Consider the following 21586-nt stretch of genomic DNA (forward strand, 5'->3'; position numbering starts at 1 on the left):
AAACCGTGTGCCGTTGGAGCCGGGACGTGCCTACCTCGCGCCCGGAGTCCCCGTGTCCAGCCTCGTCCGCATCCTGCTCGCGATCTTCTTCCCGCCGATCGCCGTGCTCGTCACCACGGGCTTCGGCCTGCAGTTCCTGCTGAACATCCTGCTGTGGATCCTCGGCTGGCTGCCCGGCACGGTCCACGCCCTGTGGCTGATGAACCGCGACCGTCCGCTGGTCTGAGCCGTCAGGGCTTCCGGCCCTCGGGCTCGCCCTTCCGGAGGGCGGGCTTCGCCTCCGCCTTCCCGTCACCCTTCCCCTTCCCGTCGCCCTTCGCCTCGACCCTGGCGGTCCTCACCGCGTGGGCCTTGGCGGCCCGCGGCGCGGCCGTCTCGGCGGCGTGGGCGAGCTTCGCCGGCTCCGGCGCCGCCGCGGCGTCGACCGGAGGGGCCGGGGGCGCCGCCGGGGCCGGCTTGTCCTTGGCGAAGAGCTGACCGAACAGCTTCTGGTAGCTGCTCGCATCGCCGTCCGCGTCCGCGACGGCGATCCGGGCGGGCTTGTCGGGCAGGGCCGCCGTGGTCTCGACCTGCGCGCCGGGATCGGCGCGGTTCGCCATGAGGGTCGTGGGCGCCGCGGGCGCCGCCGGCTCGCGCCCGTGCCCCTTGCCGCCGGCCTTCGCGGCCCGGGCGGGCGCCTCCGGCTCGGCGCCGGCCAGCATCGTGGGCCGGCCCTTCGGGCCGACCTCGATCTCCTGCGGGCCCGCCGCCAGGGTCTCGGGGCGGCTCACGTCGCCGAGATTGTGCCGGCCGTACTCCTTGGCGTCGTAGGGCAGCACCGTCTCGGTGCCGCCGAGGCTCGCGAAGGCGCTGGCGTTCTGCGGGCGGAAGACCGGGTTCTGGCCGCCGTCCTGGTAGACGACCCGCACCGCGGGCGTGCCCTTGGCGACGAGGTCGGCGACCGCGCGGGCGTCGTGCGCGCTCTTCTCGGCCACCAGCGGGTCGACGTGCGGCCGGCACGCGCCGGCGGCCGCGTCGGCCCCGCCGAACACGTACTTGGTCCCGCACTGGCCGACCTTCGGCTCCTCGTGCAGGGCCTCGAAATAGTCGGACCCCTCCTTGAGGTTCTGCCAGAAGGCGATGTTCGGGTCGTTGCGGAACTTGGCCATGTTCTCGGCCGTCATCCGGAACGGGTAGGACTGGAACTGGAAGCTGCGCTGGCCGCCGATGAACGCGTCGCGGGCGACGGCGTAGATCTCCGCGATGGTGGCGTCGGTCATGGCGAAGCAGCCCGCCGACGAGCAGGTGCCGTGCACCATCAGGTACTTGCCGGTGCGCCCGTTGGCCCGGTCGACGGCGTTCGGGAAGCCCGTGTCGAACGACAGGTAGTACGAGGAGTTCGGGTTCATCAGGCCCGGGGTGATCGTGTAGAAGCCCTCGGGCGCCTGCCGGTCGCCCTCGCGGGTCTTCGGCCCGAGCTGGCCGGACCAGCGGCAGATCGGGTAGGTCTTCATCAGGGCGTAGCGGCCGTCGCTCCCCCGCTTCCAGATCTCCATCTCCGCCTCCTTCTTGAAGGTGCGGATCAGGATCGGGTCGGAGGGCTGCATCCCCTTGGACTGCATCAGCGCGACGGTCTGGGGGGCGATCGGCGCGAGGCTGCGCGCGCTCGGGCCGTTGATCCCGGAACCGTCCTGGCAGGCGGCGAGCGACAGGGCCAGCAGGGACGCCGCCGCCAGCAGTCGCGCGGTCGCGAGACGCGCCGTCATGGGGAACCTCGATCGTCTTACGCGCGCCCGCGGGCCTTGCTGGCCGCGTCGGGTGCCACTCCCCAACCCAATAGGCTCGTTAAGCTTGCGCCTTCCTTACCGCAAGGACCCGGCTGCAACACTGGATTGTTCTCCGGTGTGGAGAGCCGGCGGATGCACCCTATCCACAGCGCGCCGCGGCGGGGTCGCGGGCCGGCGCCGTTCGAGCCGCAGGGCCGCGCGGCGAGACAGGCGGTGCGCGTGCGCGGTCCGGCCCGCGGTCCGGCCCCCGGTCCGTCCTGCCGGCCCGGTGCGCGTACCGGTGGACTCCCTGCGGAGCGGACGCGCGTGACCGCGCCGGGCGCCCGACTTCGAGCTGCTTGCCCCGGCGGGATGAGGGCGCCACGGTCGCGGAGGCTGCCATCCGGATTCGGCCGATCGACCCGGACGGCTCGAACACGCGAACGTCGCCCATGACGGCCCTCTCGCTCGACACGCACGCCCTCGTCCGTCGCCTGCGGGCGACCGGCCTGTCCGAGGATCAGGCCGAGGCGATCGCCGCGGCGATCCGCGAGAGTCGGGATTCCGATCTGACGAACCGCGTCACCGAGACCGATCTGGCCGAAGCGACGGTCGACATCATGAAATGGGTGATCGGCTCGATCGGCGTCCAGACGATCGTCATCGTCGGCGCGATCGTTGCCCTGTCGCGCGCCGCCCATTGACGGCCGCCCCGGGCGCCGACCGGCCGTCGCCCCGGCCACGTTGCCCCCGCAACGTCGCTCCCGGGCGGCCGCTCAGGCGAACAGCGCCGGCCGCCGCGCCGCCTCGGCGCGGATGATCGCCACCAGCGCCGCGTCGTCGGCCGGGTCGGCCAGCCGCAGGCCGACCGGCTCCGAGGGCGTGTGCACGGTGAGCCAGCGCAGGGTGGGCCGGAGGTCGACCGCCTCGACCACCGCCATGCGCGGGTGCCCGGTCTCGAGCTGCACGAAGGTCAGGTGGTTGCGGCTGGCGCGCTGCCCGAGCAGGTCGTCGATCGCCTCGACCACGTCCCGGGGCGTGTGGAGATGGGTCATCATCCAGAGCCGGTTGTCGGTGCCCGGCGTGTCGAGGGCCCGGCGCAGCCGGCGCACGCCCTCGGTCAGGAAGGCGTAGTCCGCCTCGCTCGTCGCCGGGTCGTGGTGGTTGAACACGCACTCGAGGCCGTGCCGCTCCCGGTAGAGGCGGTGGCGCCCGCGCCAGATGCCGGGGCCGCGCCGCTCGGCCTCCGGGATGCTCTCCAGCTGGCCCCGGTCGACGAGCGCGGCGAAGTCGTCGGCGAGACAGTCCCGGGCCATGCCGGGCATGGAGAAGATCCAGTCGAGGGGCCCCGACCACTGGCGCAGGTCGAGCGTCTTGAGGACGTGCGCCATCTGGCAATTGCAGCCGAGGGAGACGTGGTTGTGCCGGCCCGGCTCCCGCGCGTCGCGCCGGCCCAGCAGCCGGCCGAGCGCGCCGAACAGGCCCCCCGTCGCCCCGGGCTCGCTCACAGGGTCCGGCCGATCGCCAGGAACTTCTCCGCGCGCCGGTCGCGGACCTCGGCGGGCGAGAGGCCGTCGAACTGGGCGAGGGCGTCGGCGACGGCGTCGCCCGCGGCCCGGATCGCCGCCTCGCGGTCGCGGTGCGCCCCGCCGGTGGCCTCCGGGATGATCCCGTCGATGACGCCGAGCCGCAGCAGGTCCTGGGCGGTGATCTTCATGGCGGTGGCGGCGTCGGAGGCGCGGCCCTGGTCGCGCCACAGGATCGAGGCGGCGCCCTCCGGCGAGATCACCCCGTAGATCGCGTGCTCCAGCATGAGCACCCGGTTGGCGGTGGCGAGCGCGATGGCGCCGCCCGAGCCGCCCTCCCCGATCACCACGGCGACGTTCGGCACGCCCAGCGCGAGGCAGGCCTCGGTCGAGCGGGCGATGGCCTCGGCCTGGCCGCGCTCCTCCGCCTCGATGCCCGGATAGGCGCCGGCGGTGTCCACGAAGGCGATGACGGCTAAGCCGAACCGGTCGGCGGTCTCCATGAGCCGGACCGCCTTGCGGTAGCCCTCGGGCCGGGCCATCCCGAAATTGTGGCGCAGCCGCGCCTCGGTGGTGGCGCCCTTCTCCTGGCCGAGCACCAGGACCGGCCGGCCGCGGAACCGGCCGAACCCGCCCAGGATCGCCTCGTCCTCGCCGAAGCTGCGGTCGCCGGCCAGCGGGGTGAACTCGGTGATGAGCCCGTCGCAATAGTCCACGAAGTGCGGCCGCTGCGGGTGGCGGGCCACCTGGGTCTTCTGCCAGGGCGTGAGATTCGCGTAGATCTCGGCGAGCGCCTGGCCGGCCTTGGCCTCGAGCCGGCCGACCTCCTCGGCGATCGAGACCGCGCCGTCGCGCGCGCTCACGGCGCGCAGCTCCTCGAGCTTGGCCTCCAGCTCGGCCACCGGCTTCTCGAAGTCGAGGTAGGTGCGCGTCACCGCCATCGTATCACAGGTCTTCCCGGGGTCCGCCGCGCGAGAGGCGGCGGGCGCGAGGTGTTGGCGATGGCGGGGATGGTGTCAACCGGCGTTGTGGCGGATGCGCCCCGCGCCGGGGTCGAGGCACGCCGTGTCGGGCGGCGTCGGGCGGTGTCGGGCGGCGATCGGGCGTCAGGCCGCGTCCCGCGCCTCGCGGGCGATCCGGCGGCAATGCTCCAGGTAGCCGCGCTGGTGCGCGCCCATCAGGTCGGTGACCACCGACCAGAGCCAGCCGGGGGCGTCGGGGCCCGGCCCCGGCGCCCGCACGGCGTCGATCCAGGTCCGGCGGTCGGCCGCGCCCATCTGGCGGCCGTGGGCCCGGCCCAGGATGGCGGCGAGGTGCCGGGAGACCCGGACCGCCTCGCCGCGGGAGAACTGCTCGGCGTCGATCTTGAGATCCTGCGGCAGCAGCTCGCGGACCGTGACGGGCGTGCCGCCGGCGCGGTCGCCCACATGGCCGGCGACCATCCGGTCTCCGAGGTTGGGCGACAGCGCCCGCGCGCCCGCGACGACGCGTTCGGCGTGGTCGGGCGGCACCGCGATCCCGGCGGCGGCCGGCGCGAGGTGCGGCACGGCCTCCTTGACGTCGAGGAGGGCGAGCTGCGGGCGGTCGCCGCCCAGGACCTCCACCAGGGCGGCGTAGCGCAGGCGCCCGAGGGAGCTGCAGCCCTTGATCCAGTAGGCGGCGTCGAGCAGCCGGATCTCGGCGCCGTCGGCCGCGCTGCCGAGCGCCAGGACGAGGCGGCGGATCTCCGGGTCGCGGACCAGCGCCGTCAGCGACGCCTGCTCGTCGGGGTCGAGGTCGAAGAACCGGCTGCCCCGCGGGAGCCGGGCGGCCTTGCCCTTCAGCCGCTCGCGCGAGAGGTGGCGCCAGCGCCGGCCGAGCGCCCGCCGCTTCGTCGTGACGACGATCTCGGACGGGTCGACGCCCCGCTCGGCCCCCTCGGGATCGGCGATCCCGTCGGCGTAGCCGTCCGCCATCGCGTCCATCATCCGGGCGGTGACGATGCCCGGCAGGGTCGCGTTGAGCGCCGCGGTGACCAGGGAGAGCGCGAGCCGGACGAGGTCGAAGGCCGGGTTCGCCACGACGGTCTGGTCGAGGTCGCGGATCTGGATGTCGATCCCGCCGTCCGGGCCGGCGAGCGCGCCGAGATTGCCGAGATGCGCGTCGCCGCAGATCCAGACCGGCGGCCCCTCGGGCAGGGTGCCGGCCGGCATCCCGGCGAGCAGCTCGTAGAACCGCGCCGTGCTGCCGCGGACGTAGGCGTGCGGCGAGGAGGCGATCTTGCACAGGCGGCGGTGGTTCAGCACGCTCGCGTCGCGGCCGGATCGTGCCGGTACCTGCATGTCCATGGATTCGGTCCCGCGCGCCGCTCCGCCGGCCTCGCCGGGCCGGCCGAATCCGATAACACGGCGAGGCCGGCCTTTTCATCCGCGCGCGCGGGCGCGCGGATTGACGCGGGGGGGCGCCTGTCAGGCCGCCGGTCAGGCCGCCTGCGACTCGACCCGGTTCCGCCCGGCCGCCTTGGCCCGGTAGAGGGCGAGGTCGGCCCGGCGGAGCATGTCGGCGGGGCCGAGATCGTCGCCGCGGCGCACGGCGACGCCGATCGAGACCGTCACCGACACGGTCCGGCTCGCCCGCTGCACGGTGAACGGCATCGCCTCGACGCGCTCGCGGATGCGCTCGGCGATGCCCTGCGCCTCGACGAGGCCCGCCTCCGGCAGGATCACCACCACCTCCTCGCCGCCGTAGCGCGCCACGATGTCGATGGGCCGCGTGTGCTGGCGGACGCGCTCGGCGAAGCCGCGCAGCACCTCGTCGCCGGCCTCGTGGCCGAAGCTGTCGTTGATCCCCTTGAAGTGGTCGATGTCGAGGATCAGCGCGGCGAGGTTCGCCCGGCGGGCGGCCTCGTCGCCGAACAGCGTGCCGAGGTGGTTGTCGAGGTAGCGCCGGTTGTGCAGGCCGGTGAGCGCATCGGTCACGGCCATCTGCAGGGAGGCCTGCATCGCCCCGCGGAGCGCGTCGGTGAAGCGCTTGCGCTTCACCTGCGTGCGGACCCGGGCCATCAGCTCGTTGCGGTCGACCGGCCGCATCAGGAAGTCGTGCACGCCGAAATCGAGGCCGCGGACCACCCGGGCGCGGTCGTACTCCTCGGCGAGCATGATCAGCGGCATCGCCCGGGTCCGGTCGAGGGACCGGAGCTGGCTGCACAGGCGCAGGCCGTCGAAGCCGGTGAGGTCGAGGCTCACCAGGGCGAGGTCGAAGGTCTCCTCGGCGGCGCGGCGCAGGGCCTCCTGCGGGTCGGGCTCGACCGTGACGACGTGGTGCTGGCGCAGGGCCCCGGCGAGGCGCTCGGCCGATCCGGGACGGTCCTCGATCAGCAGGATCCGGGCGTCGAGGCCGGTCTCGGCGGTGGCGAGCGCCAGGGGATCGCCGATGCCGAACTCGCGGGAGGCGAGCGCGCGCTGGCGCAGCTCGTCCGTCACGGCCTTGAGCCGCACCAGGCTGCGCACCCGCGTGAACAGGGCGGTGTCGTCCACCGGCTTGGTCAGGAAGTCGTCGGCCCCGGCATCGAGGCCGCGCAGGCGGTCCGCGGGCTGGTCGAGGGCCGTGACCATCACCACCGGGATATGGGCCGTGAGCGGGTTGTTCTTGAGGTGCCGGCAGACCTCGAACCCGTCCATGCCGGGCATCATCACGTCGAGCAGGACGAGGTCGCAGAGGCCCTTCTCGCAGATCGCGATCGCGTCCCGGCCGTTCATGGCCGCGAGCGTGTCGAAATATTCCAGGCCGAGCTTCGTCTCCAGAAGCCTGACGTTCGGGAACAGATCGTCGACGATCAGGACACGGGCCGACATGCTTCCTCGTCAGGGCGCGGGTGAGCGGCCCGGACCGGGCGCCGTGTGCCGTGGGTGCGCGCCGCCGGTCGGCCGCCGGGGCCGGGGCGGACACGACGGGACGGACGGTTGAACCGGCCCCCCGGCCCGGCGCGGCCGGGGGGCCGGTTCAACGGCACGCCTCGCCGGCGTCAACGCGGTTCAAGATAGGCCCGAACCGTTGCCAAAAACTTCGCGACCGAGATCGGCTTCGACAGGTAGGCCTCGCAGCCGCCCTCGCGGATCCGCTCCTCGTCGCCCTTCATGGCGAAGGCCGTGATGGCGATCACCGGGATGCCCTTGAGGTCGTCGTCCTCCTTGAGCCATTTCGTCACCTCGAGGCCGGAGACCTCGGGGAGCTGGATGTCCATGAGGATCAGGTCGGGGTGGTGGGCGCGCGCCAGCTCGATCGCCTCGATGCCGTGGGCGGTCTTGAGCGTCGCGTAGCCGTTCGCCTCCAGGAGATCGTTGAACAGCTTCATGTTCAACTCGTTGTCCTCGACGATCAGCACCGTCTTCTTCATGATCCGTTGTCCCGGTGCGCGCCGATCATGATTAGCGGGCCGTGAAGCCCCTCCGTCACCTTTGTAGCGTTCACATGTTGATGAATGGCAAACCTCTTCAAGGGGATGAGTCGGCCGAACGGCTCGCCCTGGACGTTCTGTTGTGGATCGCTGGGGACGACGACCGTCTCCTGCCCTTCCTGGCGGCGAGCGGCCTGAGCCCCGACACGCTCCGCGCGAGCGCCCGGGAGCCCGCCTTCCTGGTGGGCGTGCTCGACCACGTGATGGGTGACGAGAACGTGCTCGTCGCCTGCGCGAACGGCCTCGGCATCAAGCCGGAGCGGATCGCCGCGGCCTGGCAGAGGCTGTCGCCGCGGCCGGACGACGAGTGGGCGTGAGGCGGGCCCTCAGGGCGTGCAGCCCTTCCCCGCCTCCCTGTCGGCCCGCCCGGCCTTGGCGTCGATGTCGAGGGCGGTCATGTCGCCCAGGATGGCGAAGTCGCCGTAATCGAGCTTGAGCGCGCCGCTGACGCCGTTCTCGTACAGGTCGAAGCCGAGGGTGTAGATCGGCGTGCGCTCCCCGGCGCCCTCGGTGTAGTAGCTGAGGCGGACCGGCCAGTGCGGCATGGCGGCCAGCGAGCCCTCGCGCAGGGGCTTGTCGCGGGTCGAGTCGGCGGCCGGGGCCGGGCCGGTCGCGGCGTGGCCGATCACCGCGAAGGTGTCGTAGACCTTCCGGCCGTCGTCCGAGCCGTCGAAGACCTTGACCGCGAGGGTCGACTGGCCGGCCCGCGCCGCCTCGATCAGGCGGCGCATGTGCTCGCTCGGGAACAGGACCGGCCCCTCCACGGTGAACGGCTTCGGGCCGCCCTTCAGCCTCACCGTCAGGGCGTCGCCCTGCTCGGAGGCGGTCCCGTCCACGGGGGCGGCGGGCTTGTTGTTGGTGAGCGTCGTCGTCTTGAACCGGAACTCGCGCCCCTGCCCGCCCTCGAAGGTGGTGCTGCGCATGTCGGACAGGCGCGCGCCGGTCTCGCCGGAGGACAGCTCCGTCACCTGGCGGGTCTGCATCGTGTAGCCGCGGCAGGCGTCGCCCCGGAAATCGATGACGATGCGCCCGCGGGCGCTCTCCACCGAGCGGGTGCCGCCGCCCTCGGCGAGCGACAGGTCGTAGACCGCGCGGTGGTTGGCGAGCACGATCTCGGGCGCCGGCGGCTTGGCCTCCGGCTCGGGCCCGGCCGGCGGGGCCGCGCGGGCGGGCCCGGCGCAGACGAGAAGGCCGGCCGTCAGCAGGTGGGAGAGGCGCAGGCGCATGGACAACCCCGGTTCGGTCCGCCGCAGATAGCAGGCTGACGGAATCGGGCAATGCTTGGGCCGCGTCGCGGGACCTCGCGCCTGCGGGACGCGGCGGCGCCGGGCGGCCGCGGCCCGCCTACCGGTAGCCCTCTGCCTGGAGGGTGAACAGCTCGGCGTAGCGGCCGCCGCGGGCCATGAGGGCGGCGTGGCTGCCCTCCTCCAGCACCCGGCCGCCCTCCAGGACGAGGATGCGGTCGGCCATGCGCACGGTGGAGAAGCGGTGCGAGATCAGCACCGCCGTCCGCCCGGCCGACAATTCCCGGAACCGCGCGAAGACGTCGTGCTCGGCCCGGGCGTCGAGGGCGGCGGTCGGCTCGTCCAGGATCAGGATCTCGGCCTCGCGCATGTAGGCCCGGGACAGCGCGACCTTCTGCCACTCGCCCCCGGAGAGGTCGAGGCCGCCGGCGAAGCGCTTGCCCAGCGGCTGGGCGTAGCCCGCGGGCAGGCGCTCGATCACCGGGGCCGCGAGCCCCCGGGCCGCCGCGGCCGCGATGCGGCCCGCGTCGTCGGCGGCCTCGATCCGGCCGACCGCGACGTTCTCCCCGGCGGTGAGGTCGAAGCGGACGAAGTCCTGGAAGATCGCCCCGATCCGCGCCCGCAACTCGTCGAGGTCGTAGGCGGCGAGCGGCACGCCGTCGAGGAGCACGCGGCCCTCGTGCGGGTCGTACAGCCGGGTCATCAGCTTGACGATCGTGGTCTTGCCGGCGCCGTTGCCGCCGACCAGCGCCACCGTCTCCCCGGCGCGGACCGCGAAGGAGAGGTGGCGCAGCGCGAAAGTCTGCGTGCCGGGATAGCGGTAGCCGACCCCCTCGAAGACCAGCCCCTCCCGGATCGGGCGCGGGACCGGCACGGGCCGGGCGGGCGAGCGGATCTGCGGCCGGATCGCGAAGAAGGCATAGAAATCCTCGAGGTACTGCGCCTGCCCGGTGATCTGGGTCAGCCCGAGGAGCAGCCCCTCCAGGCCGCCGCGCAGCCGCTGGAAGGCGCCGGCCAGGAAGGCGAGGTCGCCCACCGAGAAGGCGCCCGCCACCGTCCGCCAGACGATCACCGCGTAGGCGGCGTAGTAGGCGAGCGTCCCGAGGCTCGCGAAGGCGAAGCCCCAGCCGGCCCGGGCGACCGCGAGGTTGCGGTTCTCGGCCAGCAGCCGCCCCGCCACCGCGGCGTAGAGCCCGGTGAGGTAGCCCGCGAGGCCGAAGAGCTTGATCTCCTTGGCGGTCTCGACGCTGGCGCCGAGGTAGCGCAGGTAGTCGATCCGCCGCCGCTCCGGGCTGCGGATCCAGGCGAGGCGGTAGCCGGCCTTGGTGAAGTGCCACTCGTTGAGCACCGCCGGGACCAGGGCGGCGGCGATCAGCACGACGAGCCAGGGCGTGAAGGCCGCGACCCCGACCGCCAGGGTCGCGAGGGTCAGGAGGCCCTGCAGCTGGCCGAACACCGTGCCGATGAGGCCGGTGCGGCCGCTGACCTGCCGGCGCGCCCGCTCCAGCCGGTCCTGCTGGGCGCTGTCCTCGAACTGCGCGAGGTCGAGCTCGGCGGCGTGCGCCATCAGCCGCAGGGAGGCCGCGTTGGCGTAGAGGTCGCCGATCAGGGTCTCGACGAGGCTCGTGAGCCGGCCGGTCAGGTCCGAGAGCAGGGCGAGGCCGAGCTCGGCGGCGACGAGGCCGGCGAGCCGCGCCCGGCCGGGATCGGCGAACCACGCCGCGAGCCCCGCCTCCGGCGCCGGCCGGGCGTGCTCGGCCACGATCCCGTCGAGGATCAGCTTGGCGAGGTAGAGGGTCAGGACCGGCAGGCAGGCCGCCACGAGGCGCAGCGACAGGCTCGCCGCCAGCAGGCGCGGGCTCGCGGCGGCGATCTCCCGGAACAGGGTCGGCAGGTAGCGCAGGGCGCCGACGCGCTCGCCCAGGCGCTCGCCCAGGCGCCCACCGAGGCGCCCAGCGAGTCGCTCGCGGAGGCGCTGGCGCGGGCCCGCCCCCGGCCGCGGCGCGGGCCCGCTCATCCCCTGGGGATGACCGGCCGGGTTTCGGACGTGGATTGGACGAGGCGCAAGGACAGCATTAACTGTAGATGCATATAGTTTTAATCCTCGTCGAGTGGTGCGTGCTCAGCGGTCCTGCAATTCTCAGAGTTTCGGTTCTCCTCATCATTGCCGGCATCCTCGCGGCGGTGGTGCAGGCCCTGCTGCCGAGCCCCGCACCCGGACCGGCGACTCTGCCCGCGTCCGCTCCGGAAACACCGGCGGCCCCCCAGCCCTCGGCGACGGTGCGGCGCGTCGAGCCGGCTCCGGCGGCTCCGCCCCCGCCGGCTGCATCGCCCGCGCCGCCCGCGGCGGTCCAGCCCGCCCCCGCCCCGTCCGGCGGCGCCCCGGCGCCGACGCAGATGCCCTCCGACGCGACGGCCTTCCCCGCCGAGCCGCCCCCGCGGGAGGCGCAGCCCGGGCCGTCGGCGCAGGAGCCGGCCGGTCAGGACGAGGTCGACCGGGCGGAGGACAGCGCCGGTCCCCGGGCCCTGGCCATCCTCGATCTCAACACCGCCTCGGTGGCGGATCTCAACCGCCTGCGCGGCGGCGGCGCCATCGGCCGGGCGATCGTCGCCAAGCGGCCCTACACGTCGGTGGAGCAGCTGCTGTCGAAGCGCGTGCTCAGCCGGTCAGTCTACGAGAAGATCAAGGATCAGGTGACTGTGCGGTGACTGTGCGGTGAGCGTTCGGTGAGGCCGCGGCCCCGCGACCCGCTCCGGCCCGCTCCGTCTTGCGGCGTCCGAGGATATAAATTAGCGCTGTGCGGGATATCCCAGGGGTCCGCGCATGCCGCTCTACGTCAAGGATCCGCAGGTCGACGCGCTCGCGACCCAGCTCATGGCGCTGCTGGGCACGAGCAAGACCGACGCGGTGCGCCGCGCGCTTCAGAACGAGATCGCCCGCCAGACGAACCGGCCCGATCTCGTCGCGCGGACGGCCGACTTCGTCCGTGCCCTGCACGAGCGCGCCGGTCCGGACCGGAAGCCCGCCGACGCGGCGTTCATCGACGGTCTGTACGAGCGCACCTGAGGCGGGACCCGATGTTCGTGGATGCGTCGGCCCTCACGGCGATCCTCACCGACGAAACGGATGCGGCGGCCCTGGCGGCCCGGCTTCAGCGGGCGCTGCGCCGCGTGACGTCGCCCCTGGCAGTCTGGGAAACCGGCGTGGCCGTGGCGCGCCACCTCGATCTCCCGGTCCCGGCCGCCCGCGAGGCGGTGCACGCCTATCTCGACCTCGCCGGCATCGAGATCCTGGCCGTCCCGCCGGAGGCCGAAGCGGGTGCGCTGGACGCCTACGACCGCTTCGGCAAGGGCCGGCACCCGGCCGGCCTGAACTTCGGCGACTGCTTCGCCTACGCCTGTGCCCGCGCCCACGGCGTCCCGCTGCTCTACAAGGGCAACGACTTCCCGCTCACGGACATCGAGACCGCCTGAGGCCGACGGTGCGCGCGCGGGGCAGGCGGGGCGCGGCGGGCGGAGGACCGCCGCCGCGCGTCCTCAGATCTTCGTGCCGAAGATCTCGGCCACCTGCGGGATGTCCTTGTCGCCGCGGCCCGACATGTTCATCACCATGAGGTGCTCGGCCGGGCGCTGGGGCGCGAGCTCCAGGACCTTGGACAGGGCGTGGGCCGGCTCCAGGGCGGGGATGATCCCCTCCAGCATCGAGCAGAGCTTGAACGCCTCCAGCGTCTCGGAATCGGTCGCCGACAGGTAGGTGACCCGGCCCATCTCGTGCAGCCACGCGTGCTCGGGGCCGATGCCCGGGTAGTCGAGGCCGGCCGAGATCGAGTGGGCGTCGGCGATCTGGCCGTCCCCGTCCATCAGCAGGTAGGTGCGGTTGCCGTGCAGCACGCCCGGCTTGCCGCCGGTCAGCGAGGCCGCGTGCAGGCCCGACTGGACGCCGTGGCCCGCGGCCTCGACGCCGAAGATCTCGACCTCGCGGTCGTCGAGGAACGGGTGGAACAGGCCCATGGCGTTCGAGCCGCCGCCGATGCAGGCGACGAGGGAGTCCGGGATCCGGCCCTCCTGCGCGATCATCTGCTCGCGGGTCTCGCGGCCGATCACCGACTGGAAGTCGCGCACCATCGCCGGGTACGGGTGCGGGCCCGCCACCGTGCCGATGCAGTAGAACGTGTCGGCGACGTTGGTGACCCAGTCGCGCAGCGCCTCGTTCATGGCGTCCTTGAGGGTCTTGGTGCCGGATTCCACCGGGACCACCTCGGCGCCGAGCATCTTCATGCGGAAGACGTTGGGCGCCTGCCGGGCGACGTCGACCGCGCCCATGTAGACGACGCACTTGAGGCCGAAGCGCGCGCAGAGCGTCGCGGTGGCGACGCCGTGCTGGCCGGCGCCGGTCTCGGCGATGATCCGCGGCTTGCCCATGCGGCGGGCCAGCAGGATCTGGCCCAGCACGTTGTTCACCTTGTGGGAGCCGGTATGGTTCAGCTCCTCGCGCTTGAAATAGACCTTGGCGCCCTGCCCCGCCGGCGCCTTGGCGCGCAGGTGCTCGGTCAGGCGCTCGGCGTAGTAGAGCGGGCTCGGCCGGCCGATATAGTGCGTGCCGTAGCTCTCCATCTCGGCCTGGAAGGCCGGATCCTTCTTGGCCGTCTCGTAGGCCGCCTCGAGCTCGAGGATCAGCGGCATCAGCGTCTCGGCGACGAAGCGGCCGCCGAAGATGCCGAAGCGGCCGCGCTCGTCGGGGCCGGTGCGGAAGGAGTTGGGCTCGGGCGCGATGGTCACGGGACGGATCCTGCGGGCGAAGCGATGATTTGCGGGGTGCCTAGACCCATGCGGCCGCCACCGCAATGCGGCCTGCCGCGCGCGTAACCGGAACGGGTGCCGGGACGAACGGGCTGTCAGCCTCCGCCAGGAGGCCGGCACGGAGGCCGAAGGAGGTCAGCATGGCACTTCGCGACACGGTACGCCCCCTTTCCCGTCCCCTCGCCCGCCCGCTCCTCGGGGCCGCCCTCGGGCTCGGCCTCGCGGGGGCCGTCCTGCTCCCGCGTCTGCCGGCCTTCGCCGAGGAGGCGCCCCGGCGCCTGCCGGAGGCCGCGACCCGCTCCGCCGAGCCGCCGGGGCCGCGCGTGGCCGTCTTCGCGGGCGGCTGCTTCTGGGGCGTGCAGGGGGTGTTCCAGCACGTGCGCGGGGTGACGAGCGCGGTGTCGGGCTACGCCGGCGGCACCCGTGCGGAGGCCGATTACCGCACCGTGAGCGGCGGCGGGACCGGCCACGCCGAGGCCGTGTCGGTCACCTACGACCCGGCCGCGATCCGCTACGACGAGCTCCTGCGGATCTTCTTCTCGGTGGCGCTGGACCCGACCCAGGTGGATCGCCAGGGGCCCGATGCCGGGCGCCAGTACCGCTCGGCGCTGTTCCCGCAGGATGCCGACCAGGCGCGGGTGGCGCGGGCCTACATCGCCCAGCTCGACGGGGCGAAGACCTACGGGCGGCCGGTCGCCACCCGGATCGAGCCGGGGGCGGCCTTCTACCCGGCGGAAGGGTACCACCAGGACTTCATGGTCCTGCATCCGGGGCACCCGTACATCGCCGCCAACGACGCGCCGAAGCTCGAAGCCCTGAAGCACCTGTTCCCGGAGCGGGCGGCGGCGCAGCCGGTGCTGGTCAACCGCCCGCCGGCGTGAGCGCCGGCGGTCCCTACTCCTCCGGCGGCCGCGGCCGGCCGAAATCCGGGGCCGCGGTCTCCTGGCCCTGCGCCACGATGCTGCGCCGGATCGCCCGGGTGCGGGTGAACATCGCGTGGAGCGCGTCGCCGTCGCCCCAGCGCACCGCCTTGGCGAGCGCCGACAGGTCCTCGTTGAACCGGCCGAGCATCTCCAGCACCGCGTCGCGGTTGTTGAGGAAGATGTCCCGCCACATGGTCGGGTCCGACGCCGCGATGCGGGTGAAGTCGCGGAACCCGCTCGCCGAGAACTTGATCACCTCGGACTGCGTCGCCGATTCGAGGTCGGCCGCGGTGCCCACGATGTTGTAGGCGATCAGGTGCGGCAGGTGGCTGGTGATGGCGAGCACGTGGTCGTGGTGCTCGGCGCTCATCGTCTCGACGTCGGCGCCCATCCCCGCCCACAGGGCGCGGACGGTCTCGATCGCGGCCGGGTCGGTGCCCTCGGGCGGGGTCAGGATGCACCAGCGGCCCTGGAACAGGGTCGCGAAGCCCGCGTCCGGGCCCGAGAACTCGGTGCCGGCGATCGGGTGGCCGGGGACCAGCGCGACGCCGTCGGGCAGGTGCGGCCGGACCGCCGCCACCACGGCACCCTTCACCGAACCGACATCCGACACGATCGCGCCGGGCTTGAGGTAAGGCGCCATCTCGGCCGCCGCCGCCCCGATGGCGCCCACCGGCACGCACAGGATCGCGAGGTCGGTGCCGGCGGCCCCCTCCGCCGGGTCGCCCGTGACGACGTCGGCGATGCCGAGGTCGCGCACCCGGGCGCGCACGGCCTCGTCCCGGTCCACCGCCACGATGGTGCGGGCGAGGCCGTAGCGCCGCGCCGCCCGGGCGATCGAGGAGCCGATCAGCCCGAGGCCGACGATGGCGAGGCGGTCGATCGCGGGGACGCCCTCGGATGTCTCAGCCATGGTGGCCCCGCACGAAGTCGCCGAGCGCCGCCAGGAAGGCTTCGTTCGCCTCGGCGCCCGCCACCGTCACCCGCAGGGCGTTGGGCAGGCCGTAGGCGGTGACCCGCCGGGTGATGAGGCCGCGCTCGGTCAGGAACGCGTCCGCGTCCTCCGCCGAGCGGCCCGGCGCGTCGGGGAAGTGGATCAGCAGGAAGTTCGCGACGCTCGGCGTGACCTCCAGGCCGAGGGCGCGGGCGCCCGCGGTGAGCTTCGGCAGCCACTCGGAATTGTGGGCGGCGGCCGCCGCCATGTGCGCCTCGTCGGCGATCGCCGCCGAGCCCGCGGCGATCGCCGGGCCCGAGACGTTGAACGGCCCCCGGATCCGGTTGACCGCGTCCGCCACGTGGGACGGCGCGACCATCCAGCCGATCCGGACGGCGGCGAGGCCGTGGATCTTCGAGAAGGTGCGGGTCATCACGACGTTCTCGGCCTCGAGCGCCAGCTCGAGCCCGGCCGAGTAGTCGTTGGCCCGGACGTACTCGGCGTAGGCGCCGTCGATCACCAGCAGCACGTGCGGCGGCAGGCCGGCGTGGAGGCGGCGGATCTCGTCGAAGGGCAGGTAGGTGCCGGTCGGGTTGTTGGGGTTCGTGACGTAGACGATCCGGGTCCGGTCCGTGACCCGGGCCAGGATCGCGTCGACGTCGACGGTCAGGTCGCGCTCGGGCGCGACCACCGCCTCGCCGCCCGAGGCCAGGATGGCGATCCGGTAGACCAGGAATCCGTGCTCGGAGTAGATGCCCTCGGCGCCCGGCCCGCAATACGCGTAGGCCAGCAGCGACAGGAGCTCGTCCGAGCCGGCGCCGCAGACGATCCGCTCGGGATCGAGCCCGTAGCGCCGGGCGATGGCGGTGCGCAAGGCGGTGGCGCGCCCGTCCGGGTAGGTCTCGAGCTTGGCGGTCGCCGCGTGGAGCGCCGCGAGCGCCGCCGGGCTCGGGCCGAGGGGCGTCTCGTTGGAGGACAGCTTGTAGACCTTGCCGCCGCCGGGCCGCCCGCTCTTGCCGGGCACGTAGGTGTCGATCGCCAGGACGCCGGGACGCGGTTCCGGACGGGCGGGTCGGGGGGCGGACATTGCAGTGCGACTCGGGATGCGCGGGGTTCGATCGGTTCCGCGCCCGTCTACAGCATTTCCTCTTCCGGTGAACCCGGGCCCGCCTCCTCCGGCGCCGGCCCGATCCCGCCGTGGCGACTTGTCCGGCCCCACGGAGTCGTGGCTGTATGCCGGCGCTCCGCCGACAGGCGCCCAACGCGAAGGATCTCCCGCATGCCCCTCGAACGCTACCTGGACGGCGGCGCCCACATCCTCCCCGCCGACGACTCGCTGATCCGCTTCGCCATGACCAACGGCCAGCGGGTGATCGCGGTCGAGGTCCCGGTTCCGGTGCTGCGCCAGCAGTTCGGCGGCGGCGCCGACCTCGCCCCCCTGGAGCTGTTCGCCCGCAATCAGGCGGTGATCGAGGCCGCGGCGAGCCAGGCCTACGACCGAACCGAGACCCCGAACGACCTCCTCGATCTGGGCCCGGAGGATTTCGACACGCGGCCCGCCTCGGCCAAGCTCTGATCGCCGAGCTCTGATCGACGCGCTCCCGCCGGTTCGATCCATCCGGGGCGCCGCGGCAAATCGGCGACGCGCAAATGCCGCGGGGCACTCGCCACGTTTCGGCCTGTTGAACCGGGAGAACAGGGGCGCGTCGGGCGTGCCCCGCCCCGCATGCCCCTGGATGGATCGACGATGCCCGGTGACCTGATCCCCTGCAGCCTCTTCCTGATCGGGATCCTCGTGTCGGTCGCCGCGGATTGCCGCCTGCGCCGTGCCGAGGCGGCGCCCTGGGCCAACGGCTGCATCACGGCCGCCGGCGCCGCCCTGGTCTTCGCGGCCTGCGCGGCCGCCATGCGCTGAGGAACCGTCGGCCACCGGACGGAATTTCCCAGCGTCGACCCGGTGCGTGCCGGGCCGTGCGGCGCCAGGATCTGCGGCTGGCTGGGCGAGGTTTCCATGGTTTCGATGCAGGCCCTGATCGGCTGCGGTCTCGTGCTCACCGGCATCCTGATCGAGAGCGCGGCGAGCCGGCACTGGCGGGCGGGCGTCCGCGCCGACCGGCTCGATGTCCGGGCGGCCCTCGCGCTCGGCCTGCCCGCCCTGGGGCTCGCCGTGATGGCCGCGCCGATCGCGTGAGCGGTCGCGCCGGCCTCGCCCGGCAGGGGCCGCCGGCCGGCCCGCGTTGACGCTCGGCGCCCCGCGCATTACCTCGGCGGGGCTGGCCGCGTCGGGCGAGTGCGGCGCGTCAGGCGATTCCGTGCTCTCCCGGTTCGGATCCGAACCGATACACGGTCGTCAAGACCCGCCATGGACACCCAAACGGACACGGCCCTGAGGCCGGACCCGATCGACGAGCCGGCGCGGCGCGCGTCCGAGCGCTCGCAGGCGCTCGACCCGAGGAGCCCGGTGGCGCGCTTCGCCGCCGACACGCCGCTGCTCACCGACGCGGGCGTCGAGCTCGCGCCGTTCCAGATCGCCTACCAGACCGCCGGCACCCTCAACGCCGCGCGCTCGAACGCGGTCCTCATCTGCCACGCCCTCACCGGCGACCAGTACTTCGCCCACACCCATCCGGTGACCGGCAAGCCCGGCTGGTGGGAGACGCTGGTCGGCCCCGGCAAGCCGATCGACACGGACCGCTACTTCGTCGTCTGCTCGAACGTCATCGGCTCGTGCATGGGCTCCACCGGCCCGGCCTCGATCGACCCGGCGACGGGGCGGCCCTACGGGCTGAACTTCCCGCTGGTGACGATCCGCGACATGGTCCGGGCCCAGGCGATGCTGCTGGAGCATCTCGGCATCCGGGACCTGTTCCTGTGCATCGGCGGCTCGATGGGCGGGATGCAGGTGCTGCAATGGGCGGCGCTCTATCCCGAGCGCGTCTTCGCCGCGATGCCGATCGCCACCGGCGCCCGCCACTCGGCGCAGAACATCGCCTTCCACGAGGTCGGCCGCCAGGCGATCATGGCCGACCCCGCCTGGGCTGACGGGCGCTACCTCGAGGCGGGCACGCGCCCCGCCAAGGGGCTCGGCGTCGCCCGGATGGGCGCGCACATCACCTACCTGTCCGAGCCGGCGCTCCACCGGAAGTTCGGCCGGCGCTTCCAGGGCGGCACGGCGCCGACCTTCTCGTTCAACGCCGATTTCCAGATCGAGAGCTACCTGCGCCACCAGGGCCTGAGCTTCGTCGAGCGGTTCGACGCCAACGCCTACCTCTACCTGACCCGGGCGATGGATTATTTCGACCTCGCCGAGGACCACGGCGGCGTGCTCGCCAACGCCTTCCGGGGCACCAAGACCCGCTTCTGCGTGATCTCGTTCACCTCGGACTGGCTGTTCCCGACCCGCGATTCGCGGGCGATCGTCCACGCGCTGAACGCCGCCGCGGCGCCGGTGGCCTTCGTGGAGGTCGAGAGCGACAAGGGCCACGACGCGTTCCTGCTCGACGAGCCGGCGATGTTCTCCGCGGCCCGCGGCTTCATCGACGCCGCCGCCCGGGCGCGCGGGCTGTGACGCGGATGGCGAGCGGCGGGTCCGGCAAGATGACCTTCGGCAAGCTGCCCCTGGGCAGGATCCGGCACGGCGCCCCCTGGGAGAGCGCGGACGCCCTCCCCCACGCGGCCGAGGGCGGCGGCGCCCGCGTCGACCACCTCGTCGTGCTCGGCCTCGTCCCGGCCGGCGCCCGGGTCCTCGACATCGGCTGCGGCGACGGCTCGCTGCTGGCGCTGCTGCGCGACCGCCGCGGCATCGACGGGCGCGGGATCGAGCTGTCCCGGGAGGGCGTGAACGCCTGCCTCGCCCGGGGCCTGTCGGTGATCCAGGGCGACGCCGACACCGACCTCGCCAATTACCCGGACGGCGCCTTCGACGTGGTGGTCCTGTCCCAGACCATCCAGGCGACCCGCAATCCCCGGGTGGTGCTGGAGCACCTGCTGCGCATCGGCCGGCAGGTGATCATCTCGTTCCCGAATTTCGGGCACTGGCGCGTGCGCTCCGAGCTGGCCTTCCGCGGCCGGATGCCGGTCACCGAGATCATGCCGGACGCGTGGTGGGAGACGCCCAACATCCACCACTGCACGATCCGCGACTTCGTCGGCCTGTGCCGCCTGATCGGCGCCCGGATCGAGCACGCCACGGCGCTGGACGCCCGCGGCCGGCCGATGCGGTTCTCCATGCCCTGGTGGGTCTGGAACCTGTTCGGCGCGCAGGGCGTGTTCCTGCTCCGGCGCGAGGATCCCGGGCCCTAGCGCCGCTCCCGATCAAGGCGAGGCGGTGGCGCGTCGAGCCCGTGCCGGACGAGGCGCGGGGCCCCTCTCCCGTGCGGGAGAGGGACAGGGTGAGGGATCAGCTCTGTCCGGACGAGGCACACCCCCGTCGCGCCGTGATGGCTCGCTCGACCTCGAAGCGTCTTGTCCCTCACCCCAACCCTCTCCCGTGCGGGAGAGGGGGCATGGCGCGGATGTCTCGACCGGGGTCTTCGTCCTTCCCAACCGTTGCAACACGATCGGAAGCGGCCCCAGCATCGCGCCGCTGGTGTCCGGCGCTCGAGGGTCGCCGCACGGCGCTGTCTCTCCCCGGCACCCGCCGCGCCCCGGCCCGGCGCTGCCGACAGCAGCCTGAAATAGACCAGAAACGGAGCTTGGCTATTTCCGATCGCGTTCCCGTGATCGGACCGTGATTACGGATTCGTTCGGCGTTTTCCCGAGACGTGCGCGTCCACGAGGGGTCGTGGACTGTGTCCGGCTGCGCGGAAGACTTGCCGCAACCGCGAATTCCAGCAGGGTCGACAGGACACGTGCGCCGCGCGATCGTTCACATCGGGATGCCGCGAACCGGCTCCACCGCCTTCCAGGAGGTGCTGGCCCGCCTGCGCCCCCGCCTCGCCTCGGCCGGGATCTGCTACCCGAACCTCGCCCCGCCGGGCGCGCCCGGGAGCGACGACGTCAATCACTACCGGCTCGGCCAGGCGCTGGACCGGCGCCGCGGCGCCGCGGAGCGCCGCGAGGCCCTCGCGCGCCTCGACGCGATCCTCGCCGCCACGCCGGCCGACACGGTCCTGCTCTCCTACGAGGACTTCTCCGTCCAGCGCCCGCTCTGGCGCGTGCCCGAGATTCTGGCAGATCTCTTCGCGCGCCGGGGCTTCGCCCTGGAGGCGGCGCTGGTGGTCAAGCCGCAGGCCGAGCAGCTGGCCTCGGCCTACGCCCTGCGGGCCCAGGTCGTCGCCGAGGGCCGCACGTTCCGCGGCTTCCTGCGCTCCGAGGGCGGGTCCCGGCGCTACGACTACGCGGAACGGCTCGAGCCCTGGCGCCGCGCCGCCGCGGGGCGCGTCACCGCCCTGCCCTACCGCGACCGACGGTCCGACGCGCCGCTGCTGGCGCGGCTGGTCGACGGGCTGGGCCTGGGCGAGCGCCTCGCGCCGCTCCTCGGCCCGGCCGACCTCGCCTACCGCACGAACCGGAGTTCCGGGCCGGTCGCGGTCGAGGCGTCGCGCCGCCTGTACCGGCTCGGCGTGCATCGGCAGGTGACCGGGCATCGCCGCCTGCTCGGCCATATCCTCGACGACTGGGCCTGGGCGCGGGGGCTCGACGCGGAGCGGTTCCGCGGCGACGCGCCGGAGGGGCTGGCCCGCGTCGCGGCGCGCTACGCGGCCGGGAACGCGCGCTTCGCCGCCGCCTGCTGGGGGCAGAGCTGGGACGCGGTCATCGCGCCCGCGCCCGCCGCGCCGCCGAACGAGCTCGCCGCCGGGCCGGTCGCGCCGGAGACGGAGGCCGCGGTCGAGGCGCTGGTGCGGGCGGCGGCGGCGCGGGCCGCCTTCCGGTCCCCGCCCGCGTGGCGGCGGCGGACGGCCCACGTCCTGGAGGAGTGCCGGGAGCGCCTCGGCGAGGCCCTCGGCTACCCGGTCTGGCGCGTGCCCTAGGGGCCGC

The 21586-nt window shown here is 73.6% G+C and carries 24 protein-coding genes; 13 read left to right on the forward strand and 11 right to left on the reverse strand.

The genetic code is table 11. The features are described 5' to 3' along the window. Positions 1-52 precede the first annotated feature (52 nt). Positions 53-226 carry a YqaE/Pmp3 family membrane protein gene (locus BKE41_RS10620; protein WP_012318839.1) on the forward strand — a complete coding sequence of 58 codons (174 nt, stop codon included), beginning with the start codon at positions 53-55 and terminating at the stop codon, positions 224-226. 4 nt (positions 227-230) lie between these two features. On the opposite strand, the gene BKE41_RS10625 is transcribed toward BKE41_RS10620, so the two are convergent. Beyond that, entirely contained in the window at positions 231-1745 is a 1515-nt protein-coding gene (locus BKE41_RS10625; RefSeq protein WP_070999338.1) for a murein L,D-transpeptidase family protein, read from the reverse strand. A 452-nt stretch (positions 1746-2197) separates the two neighbouring features. On the opposite strand from BKE41_RS10625, the gene BKE41_RS10630 reads away from it, so the two are divergent. Further along, positions 2198-2449 carry a DUF1640 domain-containing protein gene (locus tag BKE41_RS10630; protein WP_070999340.1) on the forward strand — a complete coding sequence of 84 codons (252 nt, stop codon included), beginning with the start codon at positions 2198-2200 and terminating at the stop codon, positions 2447-2449. Between the two features lie 72 nt (positions 2450-2521). On the opposite strand, the gene BKE41_RS10635 is transcribed toward BKE41_RS10630, so the two are convergent. The 5 genes from BKE41_RS10635 to BKE41_RS10655 all read right to left on the reverse strand — a co-directional run bounded on the left by BKE41_RS10635 (position 2522) and on the right by BKE41_RS10655 (position 7646). Then, a complete protein-coding gene (locus tag BKE41_RS10635; RefSeq protein ID WP_024830317.1) occupies positions 2522-3253 on the reverse strand; it encodes a DUF1796 family putative cysteine peptidase in 732 nt (243 codons plus the stop codon). Beyond that, the gene (locus BKE41_RS10640) at positions 3250-4212 is read right to left on the reverse strand and encodes an acetyl-CoA carboxylase carboxyltransferase subunit alpha (protein ID WP_029359388.1); all 963 of its coding nucleotides are present in this window, start codon (positions 4210-4212) and stop codon (positions 3250-3252) included. Before BKE41_RS10640 ends, BKE41_RS10635 begins: the two co-directional genes overlap by 4 nt. 165 nt (positions 4213-4377) lie before the next feature. Next, on the reverse strand, positions 4378-5598 hold the full coding sequence (locus BKE41_RS10645; protein WP_029359389.1) for a DUF2252 family protein: 1221 nt from the start codon (positions 5596-5598) through the stop codon (positions 4378-4380). A 132-nt stretch (positions 5599-5730) separates the two neighbouring features. After that, complete coding sequence (locus BKE41_RS10650; protein WP_070999345.1) at positions 5731-7104, reverse strand: PleD family two-component system response regulator; 1374 nt, start codon at positions 7102-7104, stop codon at positions 5731-5733. A gap of 170 nt (positions 7105-7274) precedes the next feature. Continuing rightward, positions 7275-7646, reverse strand: coding sequence for a response regulator (locus tag BKE41_RS10655; protein ID WP_012318846.1), 372 nt, complete (start codon positions 7644-7646; stop codon positions 7275-7277). Positions 7647-7786: 140 nt separating this feature from the next. Here BKE41_RS10655 and BKE41_RS10660 point away from each other — a divergent pair, with 140 nt between their 5' ends. Next, positions 7787-8023: a DUF3572 domain-containing protein gene (locus BKE41_RS10660; RefSeq protein WP_234741816.1), complete on the forward strand. Its 237-nt coding sequence runs from the start codon at positions 7787-7789 to the stop codon at positions 8021-8023. A 9-nt stretch (positions 8024-8032) separates the two neighbouring features. On the opposite strand, the gene BKE41_RS10665 is transcribed toward BKE41_RS10660, so the two are convergent. Further along, positions 8033-8932 (reverse strand): cell envelope integrity EipB family protein, encoded by a 900-nt coding sequence (locus tag BKE41_RS10665; RefSeq protein ID WP_024830314.1) that lies wholly within the window; start codon positions 8930-8932, stop codon positions 8033-8035. Positions 8933-9050: 118 nt separating this feature from the next. Then, entirely contained in the window at positions 9051-10967 is a 1917-nt protein-coding gene (locus BKE41_RS10670; protein WP_083374341.1) for an ABC transporter ATP-binding protein, read from the reverse strand. Positions 10968-11347: 380 nt separating this feature from the next. Between BKE41_RS10670 and BKE41_RS32595 the strand changes: the two genes are divergently transcribed. The 3 genes from BKE41_RS32595 (at position 11348) to BKE41_RS10685 (ending at position 12424) form a co-directional block, all read left to right on the forward strand. Continuing rightward, positions 11348-11659 carry a helix-hairpin-helix domain-containing protein gene (locus BKE41_RS32595; protein ID WP_051252308.1) on the forward strand — a complete coding sequence of 104 codons (312 nt, stop codon included), beginning with the start codon at positions 11348-11350 and terminating at the stop codon, positions 11657-11659. Positions 11660-11774: 115 nt separating this feature from the next. Further along, complete coding sequence (locus tag BKE41_RS10680) at positions 11775-12017, forward strand: type II toxin-antitoxin system VapB family antitoxin (protein WP_012318851.1); 243 nt, start codon at positions 11775-11777, stop codon at positions 12015-12017. An 11-nt stretch (positions 12018-12028) separates the two neighbouring features. After that, a complete protein-coding gene (locus BKE41_RS10685) occupies positions 12029-12424 on the forward strand; it encodes a type II toxin-antitoxin system VapC family toxin (protein ID WP_012318852.1) in 396 nt (131 codons plus the stop codon). 63 nt (positions 12425-12487) lie between these two features. Here BKE41_RS10685 and trpB read toward each other — a convergent pair whose 3' ends face one another. Continuing rightward, positions 12488-13729, reverse strand: a complete 1242-nt coding sequence (gene trpB, locus BKE41_RS10690; RefSeq protein ID WP_012318853.1) for a tryptophan synthase subunit beta — start codon at positions 13727-13729, stop codon at positions 12488-12490. 161 nt (positions 13730-13890) lie between these two features. Here trpB and msrA point away from each other — a divergent pair, with 161 nt between their 5' ends. Continuing rightward, positions 13891-14631: a peptide-methionine (S)-S-oxide reductase MsrA gene (msrA, locus tag BKE41_RS10695; protein WP_012318854.1), complete on the forward strand. Its 741-nt coding sequence runs from the start codon at positions 13891-13893 to the stop codon at positions 14629-14631. Between the two features lie 13 nt (positions 14632-14644). On the opposite strand, the gene BKE41_RS10700 is transcribed toward msrA, so the two are convergent. Together BKE41_RS10700 and BKE41_RS10705 are read right to left on the reverse strand one after the other, a co-directional pair. Continuing rightward, the gene (locus BKE41_RS10700) at positions 14645-15586 is read right to left on the reverse strand and encodes a prephenate/arogenate dehydrogenase family protein (RefSeq protein ID WP_012318855.1); all 942 of its coding nucleotides are present in this window, start codon (positions 15584-15586) and stop codon (positions 14645-14647) included. Beyond that, on the reverse strand, positions 15579-16694 hold the full coding sequence (locus BKE41_RS10705) for a histidinol-phosphate transaminase (protein WP_029359391.1): 1116 nt from the start codon (positions 16692-16694) through the stop codon (positions 15579-15581). The genes BKE41_RS10700 and BKE41_RS10705 overlap by 8 nt, the downstream gene beginning before the upstream one ends. A 192-nt stretch (positions 16695-16886) precedes the next feature. Between BKE41_RS10705 and BKE41_RS10710 the strand changes: the two genes are divergently transcribed. From BKE41_RS10710 to BKE41_RS10730, 6 genes are all read left to right on the forward strand, one after another. Continuing rightward, entirely contained in the window at positions 16887-17183 is a 297-nt protein-coding gene (locus tag BKE41_RS10710) for a hypothetical protein (RefSeq protein WP_024830311.1), read from the forward strand. Between the two features lie 171 nt (positions 17184-17354). After that, positions 17355-17522 (forward strand): hypothetical protein, encoded by a 168-nt coding sequence (locus tag BKE41_RS31610; protein ID WP_020095222.1) that lies wholly within the window; start codon positions 17355-17357, stop codon positions 17520-17522. 96 nt (positions 17523-17618) lie between these two features. Then, entirely contained in the window at positions 17619-17798 is a 180-nt protein-coding gene (locus BKE41_RS10715; RefSeq protein ID WP_012318859.1) for a hypothetical protein, read from the forward strand. A 171-nt stretch (positions 17799-17969) separates the two neighbouring features. Continuing rightward, positions 17970-19175 carry a homoserine O-acetyltransferase gene (locus BKE41_RS10720; RefSeq protein WP_020095220.1) on the forward strand — a complete coding sequence of 402 codons (1206 nt, stop codon included), beginning with the start codon at positions 17970-17972 and terminating at the stop codon, positions 19173-19175. Between the two features lie 29 nt (positions 19176-19204). Continuing rightward, positions 19205-19909, forward strand: coding sequence for a methionine biosynthesis protein MetW (metW, locus tag BKE41_RS10725; RefSeq protein WP_058606767.1), 705 nt, complete (start codon positions 19205-19207; stop codon positions 19907-19909). Between the two features lie 548 nt (positions 19910-20457). Next, the gene (locus BKE41_RS10730; protein WP_070999352.1) at positions 20458-21579 is read left to right on the forward strand and encodes a hypothetical protein; all 1122 of its coding nucleotides are present in this window, start codon (positions 20458-20460) and stop codon (positions 21577-21579) included. Positions 21580-21586 lie beyond the last annotated feature (7 nt).

The sequence above is a fragment of the Methylobacterium sp. C1 genome (genome assembly GCF_001854385.1).
In the GTDB taxonomy this organism is placed as follows: domain Bacteria; phylum Pseudomonadota; class Alphaproteobacteria; order Rhizobiales; family Beijerinckiaceae; genus Methylobacterium; species Methylobacterium radiotolerans.